22 protein-coding genes and 3 tRNA genes are annotated in these 25,679 nt (G+C 55.0%); 9 read left to right on the forward strand and 16 right to left on the reverse strand.

Annotated elements, in window-relative coordinates; translation table 11 throughout:
* Window positions 1-10 precede the first annotated feature (10 nt).
* From hflX to nnr, 7 genes are all read right to left on the reverse strand, one after another.
* Window positions 11-1,315: a ribosome rescue GTPase HflX gene (gene hflX / locus EDF78_RS14825; RefSeq protein ID WP_095923700.1), complete on the reverse strand. Its 1,305-nt coding sequence runs from the start codon at window positions 1,313-1,315 to the stop codon at window positions 11-13.
* 98 nt (window positions 1,316-1,413) lie between these two features.
* On the reverse strand, window positions 1,414-1,722 hold the full coding sequence (gene hfq, locus EDF78_RS14830) for an RNA chaperone Hfq (RefSeq protein ID WP_095923701.1): 309 nt from the start codon (window positions 1,720-1,722) through the stop codon (window positions 1,414-1,416).
* A 114-nt stretch (window positions 1,723-1,836) separates the two neighbouring features.
* Window positions 1,837-2,778 carry a tRNA (adenosine(37)-N6)-dimethylallyltransferase MiaA gene (gene miaA, locus EDF78_RS14835; protein WP_095923702.1) on the reverse strand — a complete coding sequence of 314 codons (942 nt, stop codon included), beginning with the start codon at window positions 2,776-2,778 and terminating at the stop codon, window positions 1,837-1,839.
* Window positions 2,771-4,672 (reverse strand): DNA mismatch repair endonuclease MutL, encoded by a 1,902-nt coding sequence (mutL, locus tag EDF78_RS14840; protein WP_133823360.1) that lies wholly within the window; start codon window positions 4,670-4,672, stop codon window positions 2,771-2,773. Before mutL ends, miaA begins: the two co-directional genes overlap by 8 nt.
* A 34-nt stretch (window positions 4,673-4,706) precedes the next feature.
* Window positions 4,707-6,473 (reverse strand): N-acetylmuramoyl-L-alanine amidase AmiB, encoded by a 1,767-nt coding sequence (gene amiB, locus EDF78_RS14845; RefSeq protein ID WP_133823361.1) that lies wholly within the window; start codon window positions 6,471-6,473, stop codon window positions 4,707-4,709.
* A gap of 7 nt (window positions 6,474-6,480) precedes the next feature.
* Window positions 6,481-6,948, reverse strand: a complete 468-nt coding sequence (gene tsaE / locus EDF78_RS14850) for a tRNA (adenosine(37)-N6)-threonylcarbamoyltransferase complex ATPase subunit type 1 TsaE (protein ID WP_133823362.1) — start codon at window positions 6,946-6,948, stop codon at window positions 6,481-6,483.
* 10 nt (window positions 6,949-6,958) lie between these two features.
* Window positions 6,959-8,473, reverse strand: coding sequence for a bifunctional ADP-dependent NAD(P)H-hydrate dehydratase/NAD(P)H-hydrate epimerase (gene nnr / locus EDF78_RS14855; protein ID WP_133823363.1), 1,515 nt, complete (start codon window positions 8,471-8,473; stop codon window positions 6,959-6,961).
* Between nnr and queG the strand changes: the two genes are divergently transcribed.
* A complete protein-coding gene (gene queG, locus EDF78_RS14860) occupies window positions 8,472-9,626 on the forward strand; it encodes a tRNA epoxyqueuosine(34) reductase QueG (RefSeq protein ID WP_119823434.1) in 1,155 nt (384 codons plus the stop codon). The two genes, nnr and queG, sit on opposite strands and share 2 nt — an antisense overlap.
* 314 nt (window positions 9,627-9,940) lie before the next feature.
* Here the strand turns inward: queG and EDF78_RS14865 are convergent.
* The 4 genes from EDF78_RS14865 to orn form a co-directional block, all read right to left on the reverse strand.
* A tRNA-Gly gene (locus tag EDF78_RS14865) sits at window positions 9,941-10,016 on the reverse strand.
* Window positions 10,017-10,071: 55 nt separating this feature from the next.
* Window positions 10,072-10,147: transfer RNA gene (locus EDF78_RS14870), tRNA-Gly, on the reverse strand.
* Window positions 10,148-10,204: 57 nt separating this feature from the next.
* Window positions 10,205-10,280, reverse strand: a tRNA-Gly gene (locus EDF78_RS14875).
* A 213-nt stretch (window positions 10,281-10,493) separates the two neighbouring features.
* The gene (gene orn, locus EDF78_RS14880) at window positions 10,494-11,039 is read right to left on the reverse strand and encodes an oligoribonuclease (protein ID WP_095923708.1); all 546 of its coding nucleotides are present in this window, start codon (window positions 11,037-11,039) and stop codon (window positions 10,494-10,496) included.
* Between the two features lie 126 nt (window positions 11,040-11,165).
* On the opposite strand from orn, the gene rsgA reads away from it, so the two are divergent.
* The 3 genes from rsgA to mscM all read left to right on the forward strand — a co-directional run bounded on the left by rsgA (window position 11,166) and on the right by mscM (window position 16,786).
* On the forward strand, window positions 11,166-12,203 hold the full coding sequence (rsgA, locus tag EDF78_RS14885) for a small ribosomal subunit biogenesis GTPase RsgA (RefSeq protein ID WP_095923709.1): 1,038 nt from the start codon (window positions 11,166-11,168) through the stop codon (window positions 12,201-12,203).
* A 181-nt stretch (window positions 12,204-12,384) separates the two neighbouring features.
* Window positions 12,385-13,371 (forward strand): archaetidylserine decarboxylase, encoded by a 987-nt coding sequence (gene asd, locus EDF78_RS14890; RefSeq protein ID WP_133823364.1) that lies wholly within the window; start codon window positions 12,385-12,387, stop codon window positions 13,369-13,371.
* Window positions 13,372-13,417: 46 nt separating this feature from the next.
* Entirely contained in the window at window positions 13,418-16,786 is a 3,369-nt protein-coding gene (gene mscM / locus EDF78_RS14895; RefSeq protein ID WP_095923710.1) for a miniconductance mechanosensitive channel MscM, read from the forward strand.
* Window positions 16,787-16,854: 68 nt separating this feature from the next.
* Here the strand turns inward: mscM and EDF78_RS14900 are convergent, their stop codons facing one another.
* The 3 genes from EDF78_RS14900 to epmA form a co-directional block, all read right to left on the reverse strand.
* The gene (locus tag EDF78_RS14900; RefSeq protein WP_095923711.1) at window positions 16,855-18,213 is read right to left on the reverse strand and encodes an 8-oxoguanine deaminase; all 1,359 of its coding nucleotides are present in this window, start codon (window positions 18,211-18,213) and stop codon (window positions 16,855-16,857) included.
* A 92-nt stretch (window positions 18,214-18,305) separates the two neighbouring features.
* On the reverse strand, window positions 18,306-19,673 hold the full coding sequence (locus EDF78_RS14905; protein WP_133823365.1) for a nucleobase:cation symporter-2 family protein: 1,368 nt from the start codon (window positions 19,671-19,673) through the stop codon (window positions 18,306-18,308).
* 265 nt (window positions 19,674-19,938) lie between these two features.
* A complete protein-coding gene (gene epmA / locus EDF78_RS14910; RefSeq protein ID WP_095923713.1) occupies window positions 19,939-20,916 on the reverse strand; it encodes an elongation factor P--(R)-beta-lysine ligase in 978 nt (325 codons plus the stop codon).
* Between the two features lie 283 nt (window positions 20,917-21,199).
* Between epmA and frdA the strand changes: the two genes are divergently transcribed.
* The 5 genes from frdA (at window position 21,200) to blc (ending at window position 25,165) form a co-directional block, all read left to right on the forward strand.
* A complete protein-coding gene (gene frdA, locus EDF78_RS14915; protein ID WP_095923714.1) occupies window positions 21,200-22,999 on the forward strand; it encodes a fumarate reductase (quinol) flavoprotein subunit in 1,800 nt (599 codons plus the stop codon).
* Entirely contained in the window at window positions 22,992-23,726 is a 735-nt protein-coding gene (locus tag EDF78_RS14920) for a succinate dehydrogenase/fumarate reductase iron-sulfur subunit (RefSeq protein ID WP_014333647.1), read from the forward strand. Before frdA ends, EDF78_RS14920 begins: the two co-directional genes overlap by 8 nt.
* Window positions 23,727-23,737: 11 nt before the next feature.
* Window positions 23,738-24,148 carry a fumarate reductase subunit FrdC gene (gene frdC, locus EDF78_RS14925; RefSeq protein ID WP_133823366.1) on the forward strand — a complete coding sequence of 137 codons (411 nt, stop codon included), beginning with the start codon at window positions 23,738-23,740 and terminating at the stop codon, window positions 24,146-24,148.
* A gap of 9 nt (window positions 24,149-24,157) precedes the next feature.
* Window positions 24,158-24,517 carry a fumarate reductase subunit FrdD gene (gene frdD, locus EDF78_RS14930; RefSeq protein ID WP_133823367.1) on the forward strand — a complete coding sequence of 120 codons (360 nt, stop codon included), beginning with the start codon at window positions 24,158-24,160 and terminating at the stop codon, window positions 24,515-24,517.
* A 123-nt stretch (window positions 24,518-24,640) separates the two neighbouring features.
* A complete protein-coding gene (gene blc / locus EDF78_RS14935) occupies window positions 24,641-25,165 on the forward strand; it encodes an outer membrane lipoprotein Blc (protein WP_095923717.1) in 525 nt (174 codons plus the stop codon).
* Between the two features lie 74 nt (window positions 25,166-25,239).
* On the opposite strand, the gene EDF78_RS14940 is transcribed toward blc, so the two are convergent.
* Both EDF78_RS14940 and EDF78_RS14945 read right to left on the reverse strand, forming a co-directional pair.
* The gene (locus EDF78_RS14940; RefSeq protein WP_013573744.1) at window positions 25,240-25,374 is read right to left on the reverse strand and encodes an entericidin A/B family lipoprotein; all 135 of its coding nucleotides are present in this window, start codon (window positions 25,372-25,374) and stop codon (window positions 25,240-25,242) included.
* Window positions 25,375-25,491: 117 nt separating this feature from the next.
* Window positions 25,492-25,620, reverse strand: coding sequence for an entericidin A/B family lipoprotein (locus EDF78_RS14945; protein WP_013573743.1), 129 nt, complete (start codon window positions 25,618-25,620; stop codon window positions 25,492-25,494).
* Between the last annotated feature and the right edge of the window lie 59 nt (window positions 25,621-25,679).

Raw genomic sequence — 25,679 nt, forward strand, 5'->3', positions numbered from 1 at the left:
TTGGTGTTCTTCAGGCTAAATCAGTCAGGCTCTGGTTGCGGACATAGCTTTCCAGTTCCTGCTCTTGTTTGCAGAGGCGACGCCAGTCAACGATGGGCATTCGCACCATCAGACCAATACTGCCATCCTCTTCAATCCATTCTTTTTCAATGGCCTGAAGCTGGTAAAAACGGCTACGAAGTCGGCCTGCTTCCGGCGGTAAGCACAATTCATGCTGCGCGATTTCGCCAGAGAGTCGCTCCGTTAATGCCTGGAAAAGCAACGGAATACCTTCACCTGTCACGGCGGAAAGCCAAACCCTGACCGGCAAATTCTCCTCGTTGCGGTCGATACGCGGGACAAAATCATCCAGCATATCTATTTTGTTCATCACTAACAGCGCAGGAATTTCATCTGCTTCGATCTCTGCCAGCACCGTATTCACCGCGTCAATATTTTCCTGAACACGGATGTCCGCTGCATCAATCACATGGAGTAACAGAGATGCCTGTCGGGTTTCCTGCAACGTTGCTTTAAAGGCCGCAACCAAATCATGGGGCAGGTGACGAATAAACCCTACGGTGTCCGCCAAAACCGTCTCCCCGACATCTGCCACCATAATACGGCGCAGCGTAGGATCCAGCGTAGCAAACAACTGATTGGCCACATAAACATCGGCCTGAGTAATACGGTTAAAGAGTGTGGATTTCCCGGCGTTGGTATACCCCACCAAAGACACCGTCGGAATATCCGCACGAACGCGTGAACGACGACCCTGTTCACGCTGCTTAGCCACTTTTTCAAGACGGCTGAGGATCAAGGTGATTCTGTCCCGCAACAAACGGCGGTCAGTTTCGAGCTGGGTTTCACCCGGGCCACGCGCGCCAATGCCGCCGCCCTGTCGCTCAAGGTGTGTCCAGCCCCGAACCAGTCGGGTAGCAATGTGGCGTAATTGCGCCAGTTCTACTTGTAACTTACCTTCGTGTGTTCGGGCCCGCTGGGCAAAAATATCTAATATCAATCCGGTGCGGTCGACAACGCGACATTCGCATAAGGCTTCCAGGTTTCTTTCCTGGCCGGGAGACAAGGCGTGATCAAACAGGATGACAGAGGCGCCCGTTGCTTTGACGGCATCTGCGATTTCTTGGGCCTTTCCTTCACCGACAAAGTATTTTGGGTGCGGTGCCTTGCGGCTCCCGGTGACGACTTGCAACGCCTCTACACCTGCAGAAGATACCAGCGATTCAAATTCGCTCAGGTCTTCCGTGTCTTTGTCTTGCGAGAAATAGATATGAACCAGTACGGCCTGCTCACCGGCTTCATAACGGTCAAACAAGCTTGCGACCTCTCATTTGGGAAAAATTCGCCAGCCGGGGGTGCATAAGCATAATCGGAATACTTATGAACCCCTTCGTGGTTGACCAACGCTGCGCTTTATTCAGCGTCATCGTTTTCCTGCTGCGGCTGTTGCGCAGACGGAGTGCTACCATGGTGATAATTGTTGGTGCTGCCCGTACCTGGATTATTGCTATGGTGAGACACCGGGCGGGAAGGCACTACGGTGGAGATAGCGTGTTTATACACCATCTGGCTAACCGTATTTTTTAACAGAATGACAAACTGGTCAAAAGACTCAATCTGGCCTTGCAGCTTAATACCATTCACCAAGTAAATAGAAACCGGAACACGTTCACGACGCAATGCGTTCAGGAACGGATCTTGCAAAGATTGCCCCTTAGCCATTCTATCTTTTCCTTATTAGTTTGTTGTTTGTAACTTTGAGCCTATCGGCTCGAAAATAAATCACATAAAAAATTTGCGCGCTGAGTACTCATCAATTGTACACAATCACCCAACCTATGCACTAACAACCTGAATTACACGGTTTAAGGCCTCTTCTGGCTTCTCAGAATCGAGCCATTCGACACCCTCCCAACCCCGCAACCAGGTCATCTGACGTTTGGCCAGCTGTCGTGTCGCGCAAACACCACGATAAACCATTTCATCGTAATCGAATTCACCAGATAAATATGACCACATCTGGCGATAACCCACACAACGAATGGAAGGCAAATCCGTGTGCAAATCGCCGCGAGCTATCAGCGTTCTGACTTCGTCTTCAAAACCATTGGACAACATCTGACTAAAACGTTCCTCGATCCGCGTATGTAATAATTCACGGCGGGTCGGCGCAATCGCAAACTGATATACGCGATAGGGTAATGTTTCACCCGAAATTTTAGTCAGTTCCGTTAAAGTTTTACCCGAAATAAAAAAAACTTCCAGTGCTCTGGACAGTCTCTGTGGATCATTCGGATGAATTCGCATAGCCGAGACCGGATCGATATCGCGCAACTGATCGTGTAACGCCTCCCAACCCTGCTCTGCAGCCTGCTTTTCGATACGTTCGCGCACTGCGGGATCTGCCGGAGGTAACGGTGAAAGACCTTCGAGCAATGCCTTGAAATAAAGCATAGTCCCCCCTACCAATAACGGGATCTTATTGCGCGAGGTTATTTCCGCCATTTCGCGTAAAGCATCTTTCCGGAAGTCTGCGGCCGAATACGCCACCGTCGGGTCAAGAATATCGATCAATCGGTGCGGGGCGTCAGCCAGTTCTTCTGCTGTCGGTTTCGCTGTACCGATATCCATCCCGCGATAGATCAGGGCGGAATCGACGCTGATCAGCTCCACAGGCAGGTGCTTCATCAGCGACATCGCCAGTGCCGTTTTGCCGGATGCGGTCGGCCCCATAATAAAGATCGCCGGGGGAAGCGCGTTTTTTTCAGAGTCAGTCATGCTTAAAAGCCGCCAGCGCGGGCTGTAAATCAAGAGGTTGCAGAAGTTCGGACGGGGGCGATTTCACCAAGTGCGGGCAAAGACGCTCAACATCCGTGAGTAATTGTATGGCTTGTGAAATCGTCCAGACCTCGTGCTCGCAGCCGCAGTGGCGGGCAAACCACATAGCTACCGCATCAGAAGTCACCTCCTGCTGAACAGCAAGGTAACCTAACAGATCAGGTATCAACTTTTGTAAATTTTGTTGGCGTAATGGTAAAGGTACCGCGCGAACCGTCACACGCTGTGACTCGCTGAGCATTTCTAAACCAAAATGCTGCAATAACGCCTGATGGCGCGTCAGGACGGCGATCTCTTCTTTATTCATTGTCAGTTTCAGCGGAATGAGCAACGGCTGCGGCCGCAACCCGTCTTCCGGCGGCGTCAGTTGCGCCCATTTCAGCCAGCGGTCGGCCACCGGCAATGACAACAACACCAGCTGTTTGCCACGCTCAAGCAACGCATATTCCGCTGAACACACCGTCAGTACCCGGCCAAAACTTTGGCTGTGGGATTCCAGCGCCGGTTCAGTCAGTGTACGGGCCACAGAAACGGCAGGCTTAGCGGGCTGTGCCACGGCGGGCGCCGGTTCCTGCAAGGAAAATGACTCCGGCGCAGATTGCAGTAAACGGCCATACGCCTTGCTTTCAGAAGGATTGTACGCCGGTTCGTTGCTGCGAAAAGCAGGCTCACGCGGCTGACTGGCCCGTGCGGTTTCCGGAAACACGTTTTCGCGGGATGGCGGTGCTTTTCTTTCTGCCGGTTGCGAGAAATGATTTCCGCCCGCAGCCTGCCGGTTTTCCTGCTGCCAGCGCGGCGTATCTTCCTGAAGCTGTGGCTCATCCAGAACGGGCGCGCCCGCCTGCTGCAATACCGACATCACCGCCTGGTAAATAAAATCATGCACCAGCCGCGACTGATGGAATCGCACTTCGTGTTTGGCCGGATGCACATTGACATCCACCTGATGCGGATCGACATCCAGATACAGCACATACGCGGGCTGCTGATCGTCTTTGAGCTGATCCTGATACGCCTGGCGGATCGCATGATTAATCAGGCGATCTTTCATCATGCGGTTGTTCACATAGCAATACTGCATATCCGTCAGGCTGCGCGAACCTGCCGGATCGGCCACCCAGCCACGGATGCCCAGATCGCCGTGACTCCATTCCACTTCCAGCGCGTGCTCGACAAACGTCGGGCTGCAAATACTGGCCAGACGGCGGGAAGCCTGCGACGGGTCTTTCACCGCGCGATACTGGCGGATAAGCTTGCCGTTGTGGCTGAGATTGACGGACACGTCAAAGCGCGCCAGCGCAATCCGCCGGACGACTTCGTCGATATGGGTGAATTCGGTTTTTTCGGTGCGCATGAATTTGCGGCGGGCGGGCGTGTTGTAGAACAAATCCAGCACTTCCACGGTCGAGCCTTGCGGGTGCGCCGCCGGTTTGACCGTCACCGCCATGTCGCGCCCTTCGGCGTACGCCTGCCAGGCTTCATTCTGTTCTGCGGTGCGCGAGGTCAGGATCAGACGCGAGACGGAACTGATACTCGCCAGCGCTTCACCACGAAAACCGAGGCTGAGGATAGCTTCCAGATCATCAAGACAGGTGATTTTGCTGGTCGCATGTCGCGCCAGTGCCAGCGCCAGATCGTCTTTGCCAATGCCACAACCATTATCGCGAATACGGATAAGCTTGGCACCGCCGCGATCGATATCAATATCAATGCGCGTTGCGCCCGCATCAAGGCTGTTTTCCACCAGTTCCTTCACCACGGAAGCCGGTCTTTCGACAACTTCGCCCGCTGCTATCTGGTTAGCAAGTTGCGGCGGCAGTACCTTGATCGGCATAGCGGCTCCTGTGGCAGACGGTCAGTGACCGCCTTTATGACTGTGGAATAGTTAAGGTTTGGCCGAGCTGCACCTCGCCAGACTTCATGTGATTGGCAGTTTTGATGTCATTCATGCTGACACCGTATTTGCTGGCGATCGCCGACAGTGTATCGCCGCGCTTCACGGTATGTTTCGCCGCTTTCTTCGCCGCTCTTGCCGTGGAAGATGAAGCCGACGCTGTTGAAGATGTGCGGCTGCCCGCAGGCACTTTCAATCGCTGGCCTACCCAGACGCCATCTTTTTTCAGTTTATTGAGGTCACGCAAAGCGCCGGTCGTCGTGCCATAACTGGCCGCGATCCCGGTCAGGGTTTCGCCACGCGTCACTTTATGGATTTGCGTGGCACCGGCTGACGCGGCGGTCGCTTCAATCGGGCCGGGCTGGTTCACCGAAGAACTACCCGATGCGCTACTTTCTGCCGCCGCTGCTGATGAGGCCAGCAGCGGACGGTTTTCGACCTTTGGGCCGTTTTGTAACGGATGCGACTGGAAATAATTACGCAGGCCGATATGGATGGCTCGCGCAATTTTATCCTGGTACGCGCTGCTGCCCAGCAGTCGCTCCTCGGTTGAGTTACTGATAAAGCCGGTTTCCACCAGCAGGGAAGGAATATCCGGTGAGCGTAATACGCCTAAACTGGCGTGCTCCGGTTTCGCTTTGTGTAAAGAGCCTACGCTGCGAAGTTCACGCAGCACGCGGGTCGCCACGTCATAACCGACGCGCTGCGAATGGCCGAACTGCAAATCCAGCACCGCCTGACTCAGGTACGGATCCGACGCGGTATTTGCCAGCACATCGCCTGCGCCGCCAAGCAGTTCAGATTGCTTTTCGTGTTGCTCCAGCCAGTTACCCATTTCGCTGTTCGCACGGCGATTCGACAACACCCACACCGACGCACCACGGGCACTGCGGCTTGGCGCAGCATCCGCGTGAATGGAAACCAGCACGTTGGCGTTTTTCTTACGCGCCACGTCCGAGCGGCCCATTACCGAAATAAAGTAATCGCCGTCGCGGGTCAGCACCGGTTTAAACATCGGGTCAGCATCCAGAATCGCCTGTAATTTACGGGCGATGGCAATGGTGACATTTTTTTCTTTCAGACCGCCGCCGCCGATAGCGCCCGGATCCTGACCGCCGTGTCCGGCATCAATGGCGACAATGATTTTGCTGTCACTGACCGAGACGGTTGAGGAGCGCGAGTTATCCGCTGACACCGTCGTGGAAACCACTTTGGTCTGGTCGTTGGTAAACGGGTTTGATTTCGCGGCAGGCGTGACGGTTCGGGTCGCATTTGGCGACGGGGTGCGGGTCGCGGCAGACACCGGGGCGCTCTGACGTACCGGAGCCGACGCATTCATGGTCAGCACCACCGTGTACTGGCTGCCGTCTTTTTGTTTGGTGGCGTTGGTTCTGACTTTCTGATTCAGTTCAAACACCAGACGCTGACTCTGCGCATTAGGCGGTGTACTGGCCCGCACACGCGTCACCAGATTCTGACCGTTAAAATTCAGCGGCAGTCCTTTCATCACGCCGTCCTGGCGGATATCCATCACCACGCGTTCAGGATTGTGCAGCGGGAAAAACGAGTAATCCGGCGAGCCATCAAAGGTAATCGTAACCGTCGACTGCGTCTGGCCGTTTGAGACGTTGATATTTTTCATACCCGCCGCAGACACCGGCGAGACCAGCACGGCAAACAGCATCAGCGTCGATAACAGTATCGCCGCTGAGGTAAAGAGAGTGGTGAAACGTGAGTTCATCGCGTGATCATCCTTGCTGTTGAACACGATGCAGCAAATTTAAGCCAGATTCAGACACCGCCACCAGCGTCGCGGTGCGTCCGGTCGGGGTATAATCCAGCGTCAGTTCAATATCCGGTTCCGGCAATACGCCTGCCCCCTGCTGCGGCCATTCCACCAGACAGAAGGCGTCCTGTGCGAAATAATCGCGGATCCCCATAAATTCCAGTTCTTCCGGATCAGCAAGGCGATATAAATCAAAATGATAGACGGCAATCTTTTCCAGCTGATACGGCTCCACCAGCGTGTAGGTCGGGCTTTTCACATTGCCCTGATGACCTAATGCCTGAAGAAATCCCCGGCTAAAGGTTGTTTTACCGGCTCCCAGATCGCCATAGAGATGGATAACCGCTGAGCCTTCGCAGGCTTTCGCCAGAGAAGCACCTAATTGCAGCGTTGCCGCTTCGTCGGGTAAAGAGATATTAAGTTGATTCATTCAGTGATATCTATTTCTTCAGGTCTGGATTAACTAACGGGGCAATCACCGCTAAAAGATCAGTCGCCAGCATACCGCGCGTTCCCTGCCGGAGGGCGATTTCGTCCGCGGCAGCGCCATGGACTACTGAGCCCGCGCAGGCCGCATCATATACATCAAGTTTTTGAGCCAGCAATCCGCCGATAATACCAGAAAGCACGTCGCCCATCCCGCCGGATGCCATACCGGCATTACCGACATCGGCAATGGCCATCTTGCCACTTTCGCTGGCAATCAGACTGCCCGCGCCTTTCAGTACCACCACGCCGCCGTAACGTTCGGTGAGTTTCCTGGCTGAAAGTAAGCGGTCACTCTCAATATCCTTCACGCTGCAACCAAGTAAACGGGCGGCTTCTCCCGGATGTGGCGTCAGTACGCGATTTTGCCGTTTCCCGGGATTGATTGCCAGCAGGTTAAGCGCATCAGCGTCCCATAAGGCCGGTTTATCCCATTTTGCAGCGCGATCGACCGCCTGTTTACCCCATTCCTTCTGGCCTAAACCGGGGCCGATAACTAACACATCCGCCCATTCCAGCCCTTCATCAAGCGATTGGGCAGTCAGTTCCTGCACCATCAGCTCAGGTCTGGCGGTCAGTAACGGACCGGCATGTTCAATGTGAGTAAGTACTCGCACTAATCCGGCACCGGTACGCAGCGCAGATTCCGAGGCCATGCGGATCGCCCCGGCAAAGCCGGTATCGCCGCCGACCACCAGCAAACGACCCTGTTCACCTTTATGTGAGCAGGGACGGCGCGGGTGCAGCCATGTGCCTAACTGTGTCGCATCCAGCCGCTGTAACAGCGCAATATGCCCGCCCAGCCAGCTTTCCAGCCCCAGCGCATCGCAGTGTAATTCACCGGTAAAATCCCGCGCCTGCCCGGTCAGCAGGCCGGGTTTCAGGGCGATAAAACTGATCGTCTGTGTGGCATGTACCGCCTGTCCGGCATTCTGACCGGTTTCTGCATCCAGCCCCGAAGGGATATCCAGAGAAACCACAGGTAAAGATGCCGAATTGATGGCGTCAATCAGCCGGTCGTAAGGCGCGCGCGGTGCAGAAGACAAGCCGGTGCCGAGCAAACCGTCGATAATAAGGTCAGCATCCGGCGGCCATACTGAATCCGCAGAATTGATCGTACCGCCACTAGTGAGCCAGCTCCGCCGCGCAGATTGCGCTTCTTCCGGCAGCGGCTTACTGCCTTCCACGGCCAGCAGCGTCACGCGGATACCGGCGTTTTTCGCTAACCGCGCCACCTCAAACCCGTCGCCACCGTTATTGCCGTGGCCGCACAGAATCAGCCAGTGGCGCGCGTGCGGAAACTGGCGCTGAGTCAGTAAAAAGGCGGCCTTCGCCGCACGTTGCATCAGGGTAAACAGAGAAATCCCTGTTTCCTGCGCCGCCTGACGTTCAGCCTGTCGCAGCCAGTCAGCAGAAAACACGGAATGTGGTAAACTCACCTCGTTTCGTTTTTCACGTTGGTTCGTCATGACACTCCCTCTCGATCTCGTTCAACTGGCTCAACATATCAAGCAATGGGGCCAATCGCTAGGCTTCCAGCAGGTTGGCATCTGCGATACAGACTTATCTGTTGAAGAGCCCAAACTCCAGGACTGGCTTGATAAACAATATCATGGCGAGATGGACTGGATGGCACGCCATGGCATGTTACGTGCCCGCCCGCATGAACTTCTGCCCGGCACCTTACGGGTGATCAGTGTGCGCATGAACTATTTGCCCGCCAAAGCCGCGTTTGCCAAAACCCTGAACAACCCTCAACTCGGGTATGTCAGCCGTTATGCCCTCGGACGCGACTATCATAAAGTGCTGCGCCAGCGCCTGAAAAAACTCGGCGATATGATCCAGGCGCATTGCACGGAGCATGCGGACCAGACCGTGACGTTCCGCCCGTTTGTGGATTCCGCACCGGTGATGGAACGCCCGCTGGCGGCAAAAGCCGGTCTCGGCTGGGTTGGTAAACACTCACTCATTCTTAACCGTGAATCCGGTTCGTGGTTCTTTCTCGGCGAGCTGCTGATTGATTTGCCCCTGCCCGTCGATCAGCCACAGGAAGAGAAATGCGGCAAATGTGTTGCCTGCATCACCACCTGCCCGACCGGTGCCATTGTCGCGCCTTATACCGTCGATGCCCGGCGCTGCATTTCCTATCTGACCATCGAACTGGAAGGCGCAATACCCGAAGAATTCCGCCCGCTGATGGGCAACCGCATCTACGGCTGTGACGACTGTCAGCTGATCTGCCCCTGGAACCGGTATTCGCAACTGACGGATGAAGAAGATTTTAGCCCGCGCGCCGCGCTGCATGCGCCGGAACTGATTGCCTTATTCGGCTGGACGGAAGAAAAGTTTTTACGCATCACGGAAGGTTCGCCCATCCGACGTATCGGACATCTGCGCTGGTTGCGCAATATCGCGGTGGCGCTTGGCAACGCACCTTACGCCGAAGACGTGCTGAATGCCTTACAGTCACGCGAAGGGGAAAATGCGCTGCTGGATGAACATATCAGTTGGGCAATCGCGCAGCAGGTCGAAAGAAGGCAGGAACATCGTGTGGAAGTGCAAACTTCTCAGCAGAAACGGCTGATCCGGGCGGTGGAAAAAGGTTTGCCAAGGGATGCATAACCTTTCCTAAAAGACTGTGATCAGTCAGGCGATATTTTCTGTGCATAAAAATAAAAATGCTTTGGCAATCAATTGCAAAAAAAAGAGCAAGTGATCGTCATAACGTTTCGTTATAAATTCATTTTTATTGAAATCAATAAGTTAAAATTTGGCAATATGGGCAGCGCAAAAAACAGACAGTGTAAAAAAACAACGAAAGCTGTGGATAAGTCTGTTTAAAAAGTTACTACAAATCGTGTAACGATTAGCGCATTCACGCACGAAATATGCATGCTGAAAGCATAAAGAAAGGGTTTTGAACTGAAGAAGAAAATTGGAGCGGGAAACGAGACTCGAACTCGCGACCCCGACCTTGGCAAGGTCGTGCTCTACCAACTGAGCTATTCCCGCATTGAGAGGTCTGGCATTTGCTGTACCGTCATAAAAATGTACAGACTTTACATTTTGGAGCGGGAAACGAGACTCGAACTCGCGACCCCGACCTTGGCAAGGTCGTGCTCTACCAACTGAGCTATTCCCGCGTCGCATGGCACTGCATTTTTACGTCTTAAATCTTTAAATCTAACCACTTAAAAATTTGGAGCGGGAAACGAGACTCGAACTCGCGACCCCGACCTTGGCAAGGTCGTGCTCTACCAACTGAGCTATTCCCGCTCTGCGCACTCAACGAAATTCTTCATCGGTACGGGGTGCGCATTATACGAGAAATCCTTTTTGCCGCAAGCCCCTGAAAGCAAAAAAATGAATTTTTCGTTCAAGTGCCGATTAAACCATCAAAGCGGTGAATTAATCAGCGAAACACAGTGATTTCATGTTCCGCGGCGTAATAAAAAAGATTTCAGGTATTTTATGAAAGCTTTAAAAAGCTTAAAGCTGAATGAAATGTTCGCGGTAATAGGCTAATTCGGCGACCGATTCACGGATATCATCCAGTGCCTGATGGGTATTTTGCTTTTTAAACCCGGCCAGCACTTCCGGTTTCCAGCGACGCGCCAGTTCTTTCAGTGTGCTGACGTCCAGATAACGGTAGTGGAAATAGGTTTCCAGCTCCGGCATGTACTTAAACAGGAAACGCCTGTCCTGCCCGACGCTGTTGCCGCAAATCGGTGATTTACCGGCGGGCACCCACTCGCGCAGGAACTCGATGGTTTTTTGCTGGGCGGCATTGTCATCAAACGGGCTGGCCTTGACGCGATCCACCAGACCGCTGCCGGTGTGCGTGCGCACATTCCAGTCATCCATCAGCGCCAGTTGTGCATCAGACTGATGTACCGCCATCACCGGCCCTTCGGCCAGAATGTTCAGATGCGCATCGGTCACCAGTGTCGCAATCTCAATAATACGGTCACGTTCAGGATCCAGACCGGTCATTTCCAAGTCGATCCAAATTAAGTTCGAGTCATTTGCAGCCATGATGTGTCCTGTTACAAAGTAGAGAGTTGACGGAGTTCTCCGTCATTCGGGCAATTACTATAAAATAGCTGGTATCATAGTCGTTTTGGTCGCACCGAGCGATTAAAGCCAGTTAAGTGAGGCGCAGTGACTAAGTCAAAACTGTCTAAAGGGCAACAACGTCGCGTTCAGACTAACCACCAGCGTCGTCTGACACAGACCGACAAACGGAAAGAGCTGGACGATTCTCTGCATGGCGAACCGCAGGACGGCGTCGTCATCAGCCGTTTCGGGATGCATGCGGACGTTGAAGCGGCCGACGGCAGCCAGCACCGTTGCAATATCCGCCGTACCATCCGTTCCCTGGTCACCGGAGACCGCGTCGTCTGGCGCGCCGGTGAAAATACCAGTGTGAAAGGCATCGTCGAGGCGGTTCACGAGCGCACGTCCGTGCTCACCCGCCCTGATTTCTATGATGGCGTGAAACCCATCGCGGCAAACATTGACCAGATTGTCATTGTTTCCGCCATTCTGCCGGAACTGTCGCTCAATATTATCGACCGTTATCTGGTGGCGTGTGAAACCGTTGAAGTTGAGCCGCTGATCGTGCTCAACAAAATCGATCTGCTTGATGACGAAGGCCGTAAATTCGTTCAGGGCATGATGGATATTTACCGCAATATCAATTACCGCGTGCTGGAAGTCTCCAGCCAGACCGGTGAAGGTATGCCAGCGTTTGAAACGGCGCTGACCGACCGCATCAGTATTTTCGCCGGTCAGTCCGGCGTCGGCAAATCGAGCCTGCTGAATGCCCTGCTGCCACCGGATGAAAAACAAATTCTGGTGAACGACGTGTCTGACAACTCAGGTTTGGGTCAGCACACCACCACCGCAGCGCGTTTGTATCACTTCCAGCACGGCGGCGATGTTATCGACTCTCCGGGCGTGCGTGAGTTCGGTTTATGGCATCTGGCACCTGAGCAGATCACCCAGGGCTTTGTCGAATTCCGTCCTTTCCTTGGTTACTGCAAATTCCGTGACTGCAAACACGGCAGTGATCCGGGCTGTGCCATCCGTGATGCGGTAGACCGTGGCGAGATTGCCGAAGAGCGTTTCGACAACTACCACCGCATTCTGGAAAGTATGGAAGACGTAAAAACGCGTAAAAACTTCGACACGCTGTAATGCTAATTAATTGAATTAACATGTTAATGGCAAAGGGGTGACGTTAACGGAAGTTGAACCGTTGATTTCACCCCGTTACAATCCCCCGCCATAAAACACTGTGTGACCCTGAACGTGATTCACGGGTTTCCTGAAAATGGCCGGTACGCCGGTCATTCATACCATCCAAGAGGTTTTCCCCGTGCTGGACAGTATCAAAATCAAACTTCAATACTTACTTCCTAAACAAGGACTGACCCGTCTGGCGGGCTGGGGCGCGGATAAACGTGCTGCCACGCTGACACACTGGGTGATCAAAGCTTTTGCGCGTTTTTATAACGTCGACATGAAAGAAGCACAAAATCCGGATCTCAAATCTTACGCCACGTTTAACGAATTCTTCGTGCGTCCGTTGCGTGATGGCGCACGTCCGGTGGTCAGCGGTTTAGATATGCTTTGCCTGCCTGCCGACGGCGCGGTCAGCCAGTTGGGGGCGATTACTGATGGCAAATTGTTCCAGGCCAAAGGCCATTTTTACAGTTTAGAAGCCCTGCTGGCGGGTAATTATCTGCTGGCAGAACAGTTTAAAGACGGCCAGTTCGCCACCGTTTATCTGGCACCGCGCGATTATCACCGCGTGCATATGCCGTGCGACGGCGTGCTGCGTGAAATGATTTATGTGCCGGGCGATTTGTTCTCCGTGAACCCGCTGACCGCCGCAAACGTGCCGAACCTGTTCGCCCGTAACGAACGTGTCATCTGCGTCTTTGATACTGAATTCGGCCCGATGGTGCAGATTCTGGTCGGTGCAACGATCGTCGGCAGCATCGAAACCGTCTGGGCAGGCTGCGTCACGCCGCCACGCGAAGGCATCATCAAACGCTGGACTTATCCGGCTGCCGGTGAAGAAGGCGTGATTGCGCTGGAAAAAGGACAGGAAATGGGCCGCTTCAAACTGGGTTCCACGGTCATTAACCTGTTTGCTACCGGTCAGATCCGCTTTATGCCAAATCTGAGCAACGGTACCGTGACCCGCATGGGCGAACCGTTCGCCGAAGCGGTACGTGCTCCGGCAGCCGCGACGGCGGAACCTGTCGTCGCGCAAGTCCCCGCAACAGAATTACCTTCAGCGACAGAGACGCCTGCGGGTGTGGCCACGGCTGAACCCCAGGTCCCGAAAGACTATTAAGTTTGCCCTGACCTGACGAAAAGAACTGAGAAAAGGATGTGACCGAGTGCGCCTGATCCCCGCCCTGCTGATGAGTTTACTGCTGTCCCTGCCATTGATGGCGGGTGCCGCGCCGACTGAAGATCAGCTCAAACAGGAGCTGAAACAGGCGGAAGCCAACAAAGAAATGGCCAATCAGACGCAGGTGGTTGAGGCGCTGCAAAGCGCGCTTAACTGGCTGAATGAGGCCAGTGTGTCAGCCGGGCGCTCGGCGGAATATCAGAAGGTCATTGATGATTTTCCAAAACTGACGCAAGCCCTGCGTCAGGAACTGCAAAACCAGCCTGACAAACCGCCTGCGGTGGATGACAACATCCCGACCGCGCAGCTGGAGCAGCAAATTCTGCAGGTCAGCAGCCAGCAACTGGAAGAAACCCGCCAGCTGCGTCAGGAGCAGGATCGCTCACGCGACATCAGTGACTCACTGAGTCTTATCCCGCAACAGCAATCCGAAGCCCGTAACGCGCTTGGCGATATTGAGCAACGCATGCAGGCGGCATCCGCAGCGGCGACCTCTTCCCCGCTGGCTCAGGCACAGCTCAGTGCGCTTCAGGCTGAATCGGCGGCGCGCAAAGCGAAAGTGGATGAACTGGAGCTGGCTCAGCTTTCTGCCAATAACCGGCAGGAACTGTCGCGAATGCGCACCGATCTCTACAAAAAGCGCGCCGATTTTCTTGATCAGCAATTACAGGCGTTACGCAACACGCTGAATAACCAGCGCCAGCGCGAAGCCGAGCAGGCGCTGGAAAAAACCGAACTGTTAGCCGAGCAAAGTGGTGAATTGCCCCATTCGATCAGCCAGCAGTTACAGGCGAACCGCGAGTTGTCGCTGGCCCTCAATCAGCAGGCGCAGCGGATGGATCTGATTTCCTCCCAGCAGCGTCAGGCAGCGGCACAGACCCAGCAGGTTCGTCAGGCCATTAATACCATTCGTGAACAGGCCCAGTGGCTTGGCGCGTCTAATCTGTTAGGCGAAACGCTGCGGGCGCAGGTTGCCCGCCTGCCGGATATGCCAAAACCGCAACAACTTGACCGTGACATGGGGCAGTTGCGTGTTCAGCGTCTGCACTATGAAGATCTGCTGGATAAGCAGGCGATTTACCGTCAGGCCCGCCAGGACGATGGCAAACCGCTGACGGCCGCACAGCAAAAAATTCTGGATGCCCAGTTGCGGACGCAGCGGGATTTACTCAATTCCCTGCTGTCGGGCTGTGATACCCAGATTCTGGAACTGACCAAACTGAAAGTGGCGAACAGCCAGCTGGTGGAAGCGTTGAATGACGTCCACGACGCCGCCCACCGTTATCTGTTCTGGGTGGCCGACGTCAGTGCCATCGGCTTCTCCTATCCGGTTCAGGTCGCTCATGACCTGAAACGTCTGGTTTCTCTGGATTCCCTCAGCCAGCTTGGTGGCGCATCCATGATGATGGTGACCAGCAAGGAAACGCTGCTGCCGCTGTTTGGCGCGCTGATTCTGGTGATCATCAGCATCAGTTCCCGCAAGCACTATTACGCCTTCCTGGAACGCGCCAGCAGTAAAGTCGGCAAAGTCACGCAGGATCATTTCTCGCTGACCATGCGCACCGTGTTCTGGTCGATTCTGGTGGCGATGCCGTTACCGGTGCTGTGGGCGGCGCTGGGCTTCGGGCTGCAAAGCGCGTGGCCGTATCCGATTGCGGTGGCGATAGGCGATGGCGTCACCGCGACCCTGCCGATCCTGTGGGCGTTTATGGTCAGCGCCGCGCTGGCACATCCGCAAGGGTTGTTTGTGGCGCATTTCGGCTGGCCGCAACGGGCGGTATCACGGGCATTGCGCTATTACGCGCTGTCAATCTGGGTGCTGGTGCCGTTAATTATGGCGCTGATTACCTTCGATAATCTGAATGACCGCGAGTTCTCCAACACGCTGGGGCGCTTGTGCTTTGTCCTGCTTTGTATGGTGGTGGCGCTGGTCACCAACAGCCTGAAACGTGCCGGGATCCCGCTGTATCACGATAAAAAAGGCAACAGCGAGAACGTCATCAACAAGGCGCTGTGGTGGATGCTGCTGGGCGCGCCGATCGTGGCCGCGCTGGCTTCCCTGATGGGCTACCTCGCGACCTCACAGGCGCTGCTGGCCCGTCTGGAAACCTCGGTCGCCATCTGGTTCGTGTTGCTGGTGATTTATCACATTATCCGCCGCTGGATGCTGATCCAGCGACGTCGTATCGCTTTCGAACGCGCCAAGCAGCGCCGGGCTGAAATGCTCAATCAGCGCGCTCGCGGTGAGGAAGACGGCCATCAGGTGAGCACCAGCAATGAAGGCACGGTTGAGATTGAAGAACCGGTGGTTGATCTGGATGCCATTTCCGCACAGTCGCTGCGACTGGTGCGTTCCCTGCTGACGTTGATCGCGCTGATCTCGGTGATCTTCCTGTGGTCTGAAATCCATTCGGCCTTCTCGTTCCTGGAAAATATTCATCTCTGGCAGGTGGCGTCCACGGTTCAGGGCGTGGAGAGCATGCAGCCGATCACGCTGGGATCGGTGTTGATCGCCATTCTGGTGCTGATAATCACCACGCAACTGGTGCGTAATCTGCCCGCGCTGCTGGAACTGGCGCTGCTGCAACATCTGGACCTGACGCCGGGCACCGGTTATGCGGTGCTGACCGTGACCAAATACGTGTTGCTGCTGATTGGTGGCCTGACCGGGTTCTCGCTGATCGGCATCGAATGGGCAAAACTGCAATGGCTGGTGGCGGCACTGGGTGTCGGTCTCGGCTTCGGGTTACAGGAGATTTTCGCCAACTTTATTTCCGGCCTGATCATCCTGTTTGAAAAACCGATCCGTATCGGCGATACCGTGACGATCCGCAACCTGACCGGCAGCATCACCCGGATCAACACCCGCGCCACGACGATCGCCGACTGGGACCGCAAGGAGATCATCGTGCCGAACAAGGCCTTTATCACCGAGCAGTTCATCAACTGGTCGCTGTCGGATTCCGTGACCCGTGTGGTGCTGACCGTGCCTGCGCCGTCGGAAGCCAACAGTGAAGAGGTGACCGAAATCCTGCTCAGCGCCGCGCACCGCTGCTCGCTGGTGCTGGATATGCCTGCGCCGGAAGCCTATCTGGTGGATTTACAACAGGGTATTCAGATTTTCGAACTGCGTATGCACGCTGCTGAAATGGCGCACCGTATGCCGCTGCGCCATGAAATTCATCAGCTGATCCTGGCCGGATTCCGCGAGCACGGCATTACGCTGCCATTCCCGCCATTCCAGGTGCGGATGGAAACGCTGCACCGCGCGCAAAATGGCAATAATGCGACCTTTACCAGCAGCAGCGGCAGTGGTCGCAGCAGTAACAGTTCGCGCTCACCGGGCGATTTGTAAGAGTAGAGAGAACAGCAAAAGGGCAGACTCTTCTGCCCTTTTTTACGTCTCAGGATGACAGACTGAGTTTACAGACCGGCGATCAGCGCCGCTGCGGCTTTGCGATGCTGAGATATCAGCGAGCGGATATCCATTCCGACAATTTCGCCGTCGGTCACCCGCCATTTCCCGCCGACCATCACGCGATCGGCCTTTTCCGCGCCACACAGCAATAACGCAGCAATCGGGTCATGGCTGCCGCTGAAACGTAATTCATCGAGTTTAAACAGCGCCAGATCGGCCTGTTTGCCTGCCGCTATCTGCCCGATATCGTCGCGTCCGATAAGCTTCGCCGAGCCGCGTGTCGCCCAGCCCAGCACCCTTTCCGGCGTGACATATTCCGCACCGTATTTCAGACGTTGCAGATACAGCGCCTGCCGCGCTTCATACATCAGATTCGAGGCGTCATTTGAGGCCGAGCCGTCAACGCCCAGCCCGATCGGTACGCCCGCCGCTTCCAGATCCCGTGTCGGACACATGCCGGAAGCCAGCCGCATATTGGATACCGGACAATGACAGATACCGGTGCCCGCCGCGCCCAGACGCTGAATTTCGTCAGCGTTAAAATGGATGCCGTGCGCCAGCCATGTGCGGTCGCTCAGCCAGCCGACACTTTCCAGATAATCAACGGTACGCAGACCAAACATGTTCAGGCAAAACTGTTCTTCATCCAGCGTTTCCGCCAGATGGGTATGCAGCCGGACATCTTCCCGCTGCGCCAGTTTCGCGCTCTCACGCATAATCTCAGTGGTGACCGAAAACGGCGAACAGGGCGCCAGCGCAATCTGCATCCACGCGCCCTCACCGCGCTGATGATAGCGGTCAATCAGACGCTGACTGTCCTGCAAAATCACCTCGCCCGATTGCACTGTTTGCTCCGGCGGCAGACCGCCCTGTTCTTCACCGAGACTCATCGAGCCGCGCGTCAGCAACGCACGCATGCCCAGCTCACGGACCACATCGACCTGCACATCAATGGCTTCTTCCATGCCCTGCGGGAAAAGATAATGATGGTCAGTGGTGGTGGTACAACCGGAAAGCAACAGTTCCGCCATCGCCACCCGGCTTGCCAGCCCCAGCGCCTCCGGTCCTAAACGCGCCCAGACGGGATAGAGTTTTTTCAGCCACGGGAATAACGGCACGTTGACCACGGGCGCCCAGGCCCGGGTCAGCGTCTGATAGAAATGGTGATGGGTATTGATCAGCCCCGGCAACAGCACAGATTCTGAGGCATCATAAATATGATCGACCCGCTGCGAAGGCTGCTGACCGGCGGCCAGCAACTCAGCTATCTTCTGCCCTTCAATGACGATGCCGCCACGGGCATCGAGTGAATTTGCGGTAAAAACCGCCAGCGGATTTTTTATCCACGTGCGTTGTTCTGACATATCTGACTTCCTTTTTAAGGTCAGTAAATTCAAAAAGTGAGTCAGCTCAGTTATGCCCTGTCTGCTGATCCAGGGGCGCAACGCGCGGGATTTCAGTGAACCTTTATCTCCTCTGTCACCACAGAGGTAATGCGCTCTGCCGGCATCAGTAAGTTGAGCAGGATAGCGATAACGCCGCCGCTGGTCACCGCATGGCCGAAGATATTGCCGACAATTGGCGGGAACTGGCTGAGCACGTCCGGTACGGCTTCAATGCCCAGACCAATGCCAAAGGCGATGGCGATAATCAGCATTTCGCGGCGTCCGACCGGCGACTGCGTCATGATGCGGATGCCCGCCGCGACCACGCTGCCAAACATCACCAGCGTTGCGCCACCCAGCACCGGCGCAGGGATTTGCTGCAACATTTCGCCGATAAACGGGAACAGCCCGAGCACTAATAATACCGCGCCGATATACATGCCGACAAAACGACTGGCGACGCCGGTCATCTGGATCACGCCGTTATTCTGCGCGAAGGTGGTGTTAGGGAATGATGAGAAGGCCGCCGCAATAATACAGCTGATGCCGTCCGCCAGGATCCCGCCTTTCAGGCGTTTGCGGAAGCTTTCGCCTTCAATCGGTTGCTGCGACAGCATGCAGTTAGCCGTCAGATCGCCCACGGCTTCCAGAATGCTGATAAACGACACCAGCGCGATCGGCACGAAGATGATCCAGTCGAATTTAAACCCGAAGCGGAACAGTTGCGGCAGGGCAAACCAGTCGCCCTGCAAGGGTTTCACCGTCAGATGTCCGGTCAGTGCTGCCGCGATACAGCCGACAACAATCCCCAACACGATGGATGACAGACGCAGCCAGCGCACGTTGATACGGTTGCAGGCGACAATCACCAGCAGCGTCAGTGCGCCCAGCCCGAGGTTTGCCGGTGCGCCGAAATTCGCGGCACCGTGGCCGCCAGCCCAGTCGGTGATGCTGACTTTAATCAGGCTGATGCCAATCAGCGCGATCACGGTGCCGCTGACCAGCGGGGTGAACACGCGGCGCATCTGGCCGATAAACCGGCTGACCAGCAACGGAATAAAAGCGGCCACGAAGTTCACGCCAAAAATCATCGCCATGATGTCTTCCGGCGAGCCGCCACGGCTTTTCACCAGCATACCGCCGGAGAGGATCACCCCCAGAAACGCAAAGCTGGTGCCTTGCAGACAAATCATCCCCGCGCCCACCGACATAAACCGGCGCGCCTGAATGAATGTCCCGATGCCGGATGCCAGCAAAGACATGCTGATCAGATAAGGCAGATAGGCATTCAGCCCCAGCACCGAGCCGATAATCAGCGGCGGGGTGATGATGCCGACGACGCTCGCCAGCACATGCTGGATGGCGGTGAAGAATGCCGGTGCCGGTGCGATGCGCTCTTCCAGTCCATAAAGAAGTTCTTTGTCGTTGGATTCTGACATAACGGGTTTTCCGGATGATGAGTGATGATCCGGTAATGCATAAATCAGGCCAGCGGCTGAGAAATTTACGTTAAGGCACAGAAAATGCCCTGCGGATGCGGGTTGGCGGGAAACGAGGCAGCCTGAAACTTTAAAATCAGTGTTGCGCCATTTAGGTACTTTTGTTTCAGAAAAAGTGCATTTTTGGTTTCATTGCACACTATCAGGGCAAAAAAACAGGGGAGGGAGAAAAAACCCTGATCAGAAAATCAGGGCTTCGGTCAGATCAGGCGCGGGTCACCGGGAAGGCCAGCACATCACTCAGGCTTTCAGCGCCGAGGGCAATCATAATCAGGCGGTCAACACCCAGCGCCACACCGGAACACTCCGGCATACCGTGCGCTAAGGCATCCAGCAGATTGTTATCGACAGGATGCTGCGGCAGGCCACGCGCCGTACGTTTGCGGTTATCCTGCTCGAATCGCTGACGCTGCTCGCGACTGTCTGTCAGTTCACGGAAACCGTTCGCCAGCTCAATGCCTTTGTAATACACCTCAAAACGCTCCGCCACACGGTGATCTTCCGTGCTGATTTCTGCCAAAGCGGCCTGGGTCGCCGGGAAGTGATAAACGAACGTCGGTTTGTCACGGCCAATGTGTGGCTCGACGCCCATGGTGAACAGCAGCTGCAACAGCGTATCGCGGTCTTCTTCGGTATCAGCAATGTTGGATAAATCCAGTTTCGCCGCCGCTTCACGCAACTCGGTTTTATCGGCAGACAACGGATCCACGCCGAGATGGCGGGTAAACGCCTGCTGATAAGAGAGTGTTTCTGCGGTATCGCAGTCGAGAACCTGCTGGAGCAAATCATCCACTTCATTCATCAGGCGGTACATGTCATAACGCGGACGGTACCATTCCAGCATGGTGAATTCGGGGTTGTGGTGACGTCCGGCTTCTTCATTACGGAAGCTGCGTCCCATCTGATAAATCGGACCACTGCCCGCCGCCAGCAGACGTTTCATGTGATATTCCGGGCTGGTCATCAGATACAACGTCATGCCATCAGCCGCACCCGGCCCGACAAAACGTGTCTCAAACGGCACCAGATGAATGTCGGTCACCGTGGCCTGACTCATGGCTGGCGTTTCGACTTCCAGTACGCCGCGATCGGCAAAGAAACGTCGAATCTCAGCGAGAATAGCCGCACGCTTCAACAAATTGGCGATGGGAGCACTGGGTTGCCAGCTTGCTGTTTCGCTCATGGTGATTTACTCCGAATTCAGAAAAGTCATGCAGTCTACCTGCATCCCCGCAGGCAAACAAATATCTCATTTTGCAAAGCACAATGCAGAGAAAGCCTAAACCCGCGTTCACATCAAATTACCACTTCTACCCCTTTGGTATCATAATTCCCTTACAAACTATAAGAATATCAGCCGCCGGGACAGCGCCTGTATGTCATCGGGGTTCACTAACTCTTCGATTCTGAAGAGCTTTTCGCGGGTGTTTCAAACCCGATCTCATTGATGATAGTGGAGGAATGCAGTGCAAACCTTTAACGCCGACATTGCAATTATAGGTGCAGGTGGGGCGGGTTTACGCGCAGCAATAGCCGCAGCGGAAGCCAATCCCAACCTGAATATCGCGTTGATTTCGAAAGTGTACCCAATGCGCAGCCACACGGTGGCCGCCGAAGGCGGTTCGGCCGCAGTGACGCAAGATCACGACAGTTTTGATTTTCACTTCCAGGATACCGTTTCCGGAGGCGACTGGCTGTGTGAGCAGGACGTGGTGGAACATTTCGTTCATCAGTGCCCGACTGAAATGGCCCAGCTTGAACTGTGGGGTTGCCCGTGGAGCCGTAAAGAGGACGGTTCCGTCAATGTCCGCCGCTTCGGCGGGATGAAGATCGAACGCACATGGTTCGCTGCCGATAAAACCGGCTTCCACATGCTGCACACCCTGTTTCAGACGTCCCTGAAATACCCGCAAATCAAACGCTTCGATGAGCATTTCGTTCTCGACATTCTGGTCGATGAAGGCCAGGTGCGCGGCGTGGTCGCCATCAATATGATGGAAGGCACCCGCGTACAAATCCGCGCCAACGCCGTGGTCATGGCGACCGGCGGTGCAGGCCGCGTTTACCGTTACAACACCAACGGCGGCATCGTCACCGGCGATGGCATGGGCATGGCGTTCCGCCACGGCATTCCGCTGCGCGACATGGAGTTCGTGCAATATCATCCGACCGGCCTGCCGGGTTCCGGCATTCTGATGACGGAAGGCTGCCGCGGTGAAGGCGGTATTCTGGTCAATAAAGACGGTTACCGTTATCTGCAGGATTACGGCATGGGGCCGGAAACGCCGCTGGGCGAGCCGAAAAATAAATACATGGAACTGGGCCCGCGCGACAAAGTCTCTCAGGCTTTCTGGCACGAATGGCGCGCCGGACGCACCATCGAAACCCCGCGTGGCGACGTGGTGTATCTGGATTTACGTCATCTGGGCGAGAAAAAACTGCGCGAGCGGCTGCCCTTTATCTGCGAGCTGGCTAAAGCCTACGTCGGCGTCGATCCGATTACCGATCCGATCCCGGTGCGCCCTACCGCACACTACACCATGGGCGGCATCGAAACGGATGCGCAGTGTGAAACCCGGATCAAAGGTCTGTTTGCGGTCGGCGAATGTTCTTCTGTCGGCCTGCACGGTGCTAACCGCCTCGGCTCAAACTCACTGGCAGAACTGGTGGTGTTCGGACGTATGGCCGGTGAAAAAGCGGCAGAACGCGCAGCAGAAGCCAAAGATACCGGCAACAGTGCAGCGTTAGACGCACAGGTGCGTGATATCGAAAACCGTCTTGCCGCACTGATGGCACAGGAAGGCGATGAAAGCTGGGCGGCCATCCGTGACGAAATGGGTCTGGCGATGGAAGAAGGTTGCGGCATTTACCGCACCACCGAGCTGATGCAGAAAACCATCGATAAGCTGGCGGAACTGAAGGAACGCTTCAAACGGGTGAAAATCCAGGATACCTCCAGCGTGTTCAATACCGATTTGCTGTACACCATCGAACTGGGGCATGGCCTGGAAGTCGCCGAATGTATGGCGCATTCCGCAATCAATCGTCGCGAATCACGTGGCGCACATCAGCGTCTCGATGAAGGTTGTACTGAACGTGATGACGTGAATTTCCTCAGGCATACCCTGGCCTTTTATCAGCCAGATTCCGCCCCGCGTCTGGAATACGGTGACGTGAAAATTACCACGCTGCCTCCGGCAAAACGTGTGTACGGCGGGGAATCTGAGACTCACGATAAAAAAGATAAGGAGCAATCACGTGGCTAAAATGCGCAGCCTGAAGGTTGAAATCATGCGCTATAACCCGGAAACGGACAGCGCGCCGCATCCGGTGGTGTATGACGTGCCTTTCGATGAAACAACGTCACTGCTCGATGCGCTGGGTTACATCAAAGATCATCTGGCAGCAGACCTTTCCTACCGCTGGTCGTGCCGTATGGCGATCTGCGGCTCCTGCGGCATGATGATCAACAAGGTGCCGAAACTGGCCTGCAAAACCTTCCTGCGGGAATACCCGGAAGGCATGCAGGTGGAAGCGCTGGCGAATTTCCCGGTCGAGCGTGATCTGGTGGTCGATATGACCCACTTTATCGAAAGCCTGGAAGCCATCAAACCTTACATTATCGGCAATACCCGCACCGTGGGTGAAGGCCCCGGTAAACAAACCCCGGCGCAAATGGAGAAATATCATCAGTTCTCCGGCTGCATCAACTGCGGTTTATGCTACGCCGCCTGCCCGCAGTTTGGCCTGAATCCTGAATTCATCGGCCCCGCCGCTATCACTCTCGCGCACCGCTACAACCTCGATAACCGTGACCACGGCAAGGCGCAACGTATGCCGCAGTTAAACGGTCAGAACGGCGTCTGGAGTTGTACGTTCGTCGGGTATTGCTCCGAAGTCTGTCCGAAGCACGTAGACCCTGCTGCCGCCATTCAGCAAGGCAAAGTCGAAAGCGCCAAAGACTTCATGATCGCGAGGCTGAGACCGCAATGAGGGAGGACAATATGACAACGCAAAGTACAGGCAGCAAACGTAAACCCTACGTGCGTCAGATGAAAGCCAGCTGGTGGCAAAGCCTGCCGTTCTACCGGTTTTACATGATCCGTGAAGGCACGGCGGTCCCAGCGGTGTGGTTCAGCCTGTTGCTGCTGGCGGGAATTTTCTCGTTACGCAACGGCGCGGAAAGCTGGGCGGGTTTTGTGCATTTTCTGCAAAATCCGGTGGTTTTGCTGATTAACCTCATCGCCCTGCTCGCGGCCTTGCTGCATACCAAAACCTGGTTCGAACTGGCACCGAAAGCCTCCATTGTTGTGGTGAAAGGCAAAAAAATGGGGCCGGAACCGGTCATTGCCGGTTTCTGGGGCGTGACCCTTGTCGTGACGCTGGTTGTTCTCGCCATCGCACTGTTTCTTTAAGGAGGCGACATGAAAAATACTCTTCCTAAGCGTTCAGATGAGCCGGTGTTCTGGGGATTGTTTGGTGCCGGTGGTATGTGGAGCGCGATTTTCGCGCCGGTGATGATTCTGCTGGTGTGCTTTCTGCTGCCGCTGGGATTTTTCCCCGGTGACGCACTGAGCTATCCGCGTGTGCTGGCGTTCGCGCAGAGCTGGATCGGGCGGCTGTTCCTGCTGCTGATGATCGTGCTGCCGCTGTGGTGCGGACTGCACCGGATCCATCATGCGATGCATGATCTGAAGATCCACGTTCCGGCCGGTAAATGGGTGTTCTACGGGCTGGCAACGATCTTAAGTATTGTCACCCTTATCGTACTGTTCCGTCTCTGATCCCTTCGGATCTGACTTTCCAGCGGCCATCTCTCTGGCCGCTGCTTTCATTTTTCCCCGCCGGTTTTCCCTTTTCCCGTGTTGTTACCTACACTTAGTCGAAACACTAAGGAAGGAAACTCTATGCGTATCTGGTCAAAACTCGGCGTCATCGTGACAGCAATCATGTCTGTCGCCTGTAGCGTCACACCACCGAAAGACGTCAACGTCGTCAATAACTTCGAACTCACCCGCTATCTGGGCACCTGGTATGAAGTCGCCAGACTGGATCATCGTTTTGAGAGCGGGCTGGAGCGCGTCACGGCGAATTACAGCCTGCGCGACGATGGCGGTGTGAAAGTCATTAACCGCGGGTTTAATCCGCAGAAGAATAAATGGCAGGAAAGCGAGGGCAAAGGTTACTTCACCGGATCGCCTGCGCGGGCGGCGCTCAAGGTGTCATTCTTCGGCCCGTTCTATGGCGGCTATAACGTGATTGAGCTGGATAAGGATTATCAGTACGCGCTGGTCTGCGGCCCGGATAAAAGCTATTTGTGGATCCTGTCACGCACTCCGACGCTGGATGACAGCGTGAAGCAGAAGCTTTTACAAACCGCGCAGCGGTATGGATTTGATACCAGCAAACTGGTGTGGGTGAAACAGCCCTGATTCTTGTGCCCCATAAACAACACTGCCTGCATCAATGTGCAGGCAGACTTCAGCTTACTTCACGTCAATTACCGCTATTGTGCGCTTTTCTGAATGGCTTCCCCACCGGCAGAGACATCTTCCCCCACGCCACGCGTGGTGTTGCAGGCGGTTAACGCAGAAGACAGGATAAGAACAGACAAGATAGCGAGGATACTTTTCTTCAACATATAAATTTCCTTCCTATAAGAGAATGTAAAGTACGACGCTTTAAGTGTAGATAACTTTCAGGAAATTGAAGCGAACAGGAGGGATTTTAGGACTGTTGGAAAAACGAGGCTGAAGAATCAGCCTGCTTTGGAAATCGCGCCACCCAGATGCTGGATGTCTTCACCGAAACCATGAACCGTGTTGCAGCCGGATAACGAAGCCAGCAACATCACTGAAACCACGATAAACATCATCTTCTTCAACATGGTAAACACAATCCAATTCAACAAGTTGGGGCTGGAAAGCTGCGACAGGCATTCCCCTG

It is taken from the genome of Rahnella sp. BIGb0236 (assembly GCF_004364755.1).
Classification (GTDB): Bacteria; Pseudomonadota; Gammaproteobacteria; order Enterobacterales; family Enterobacteriaceae; genus Rahnella; species Rahnella victoriana.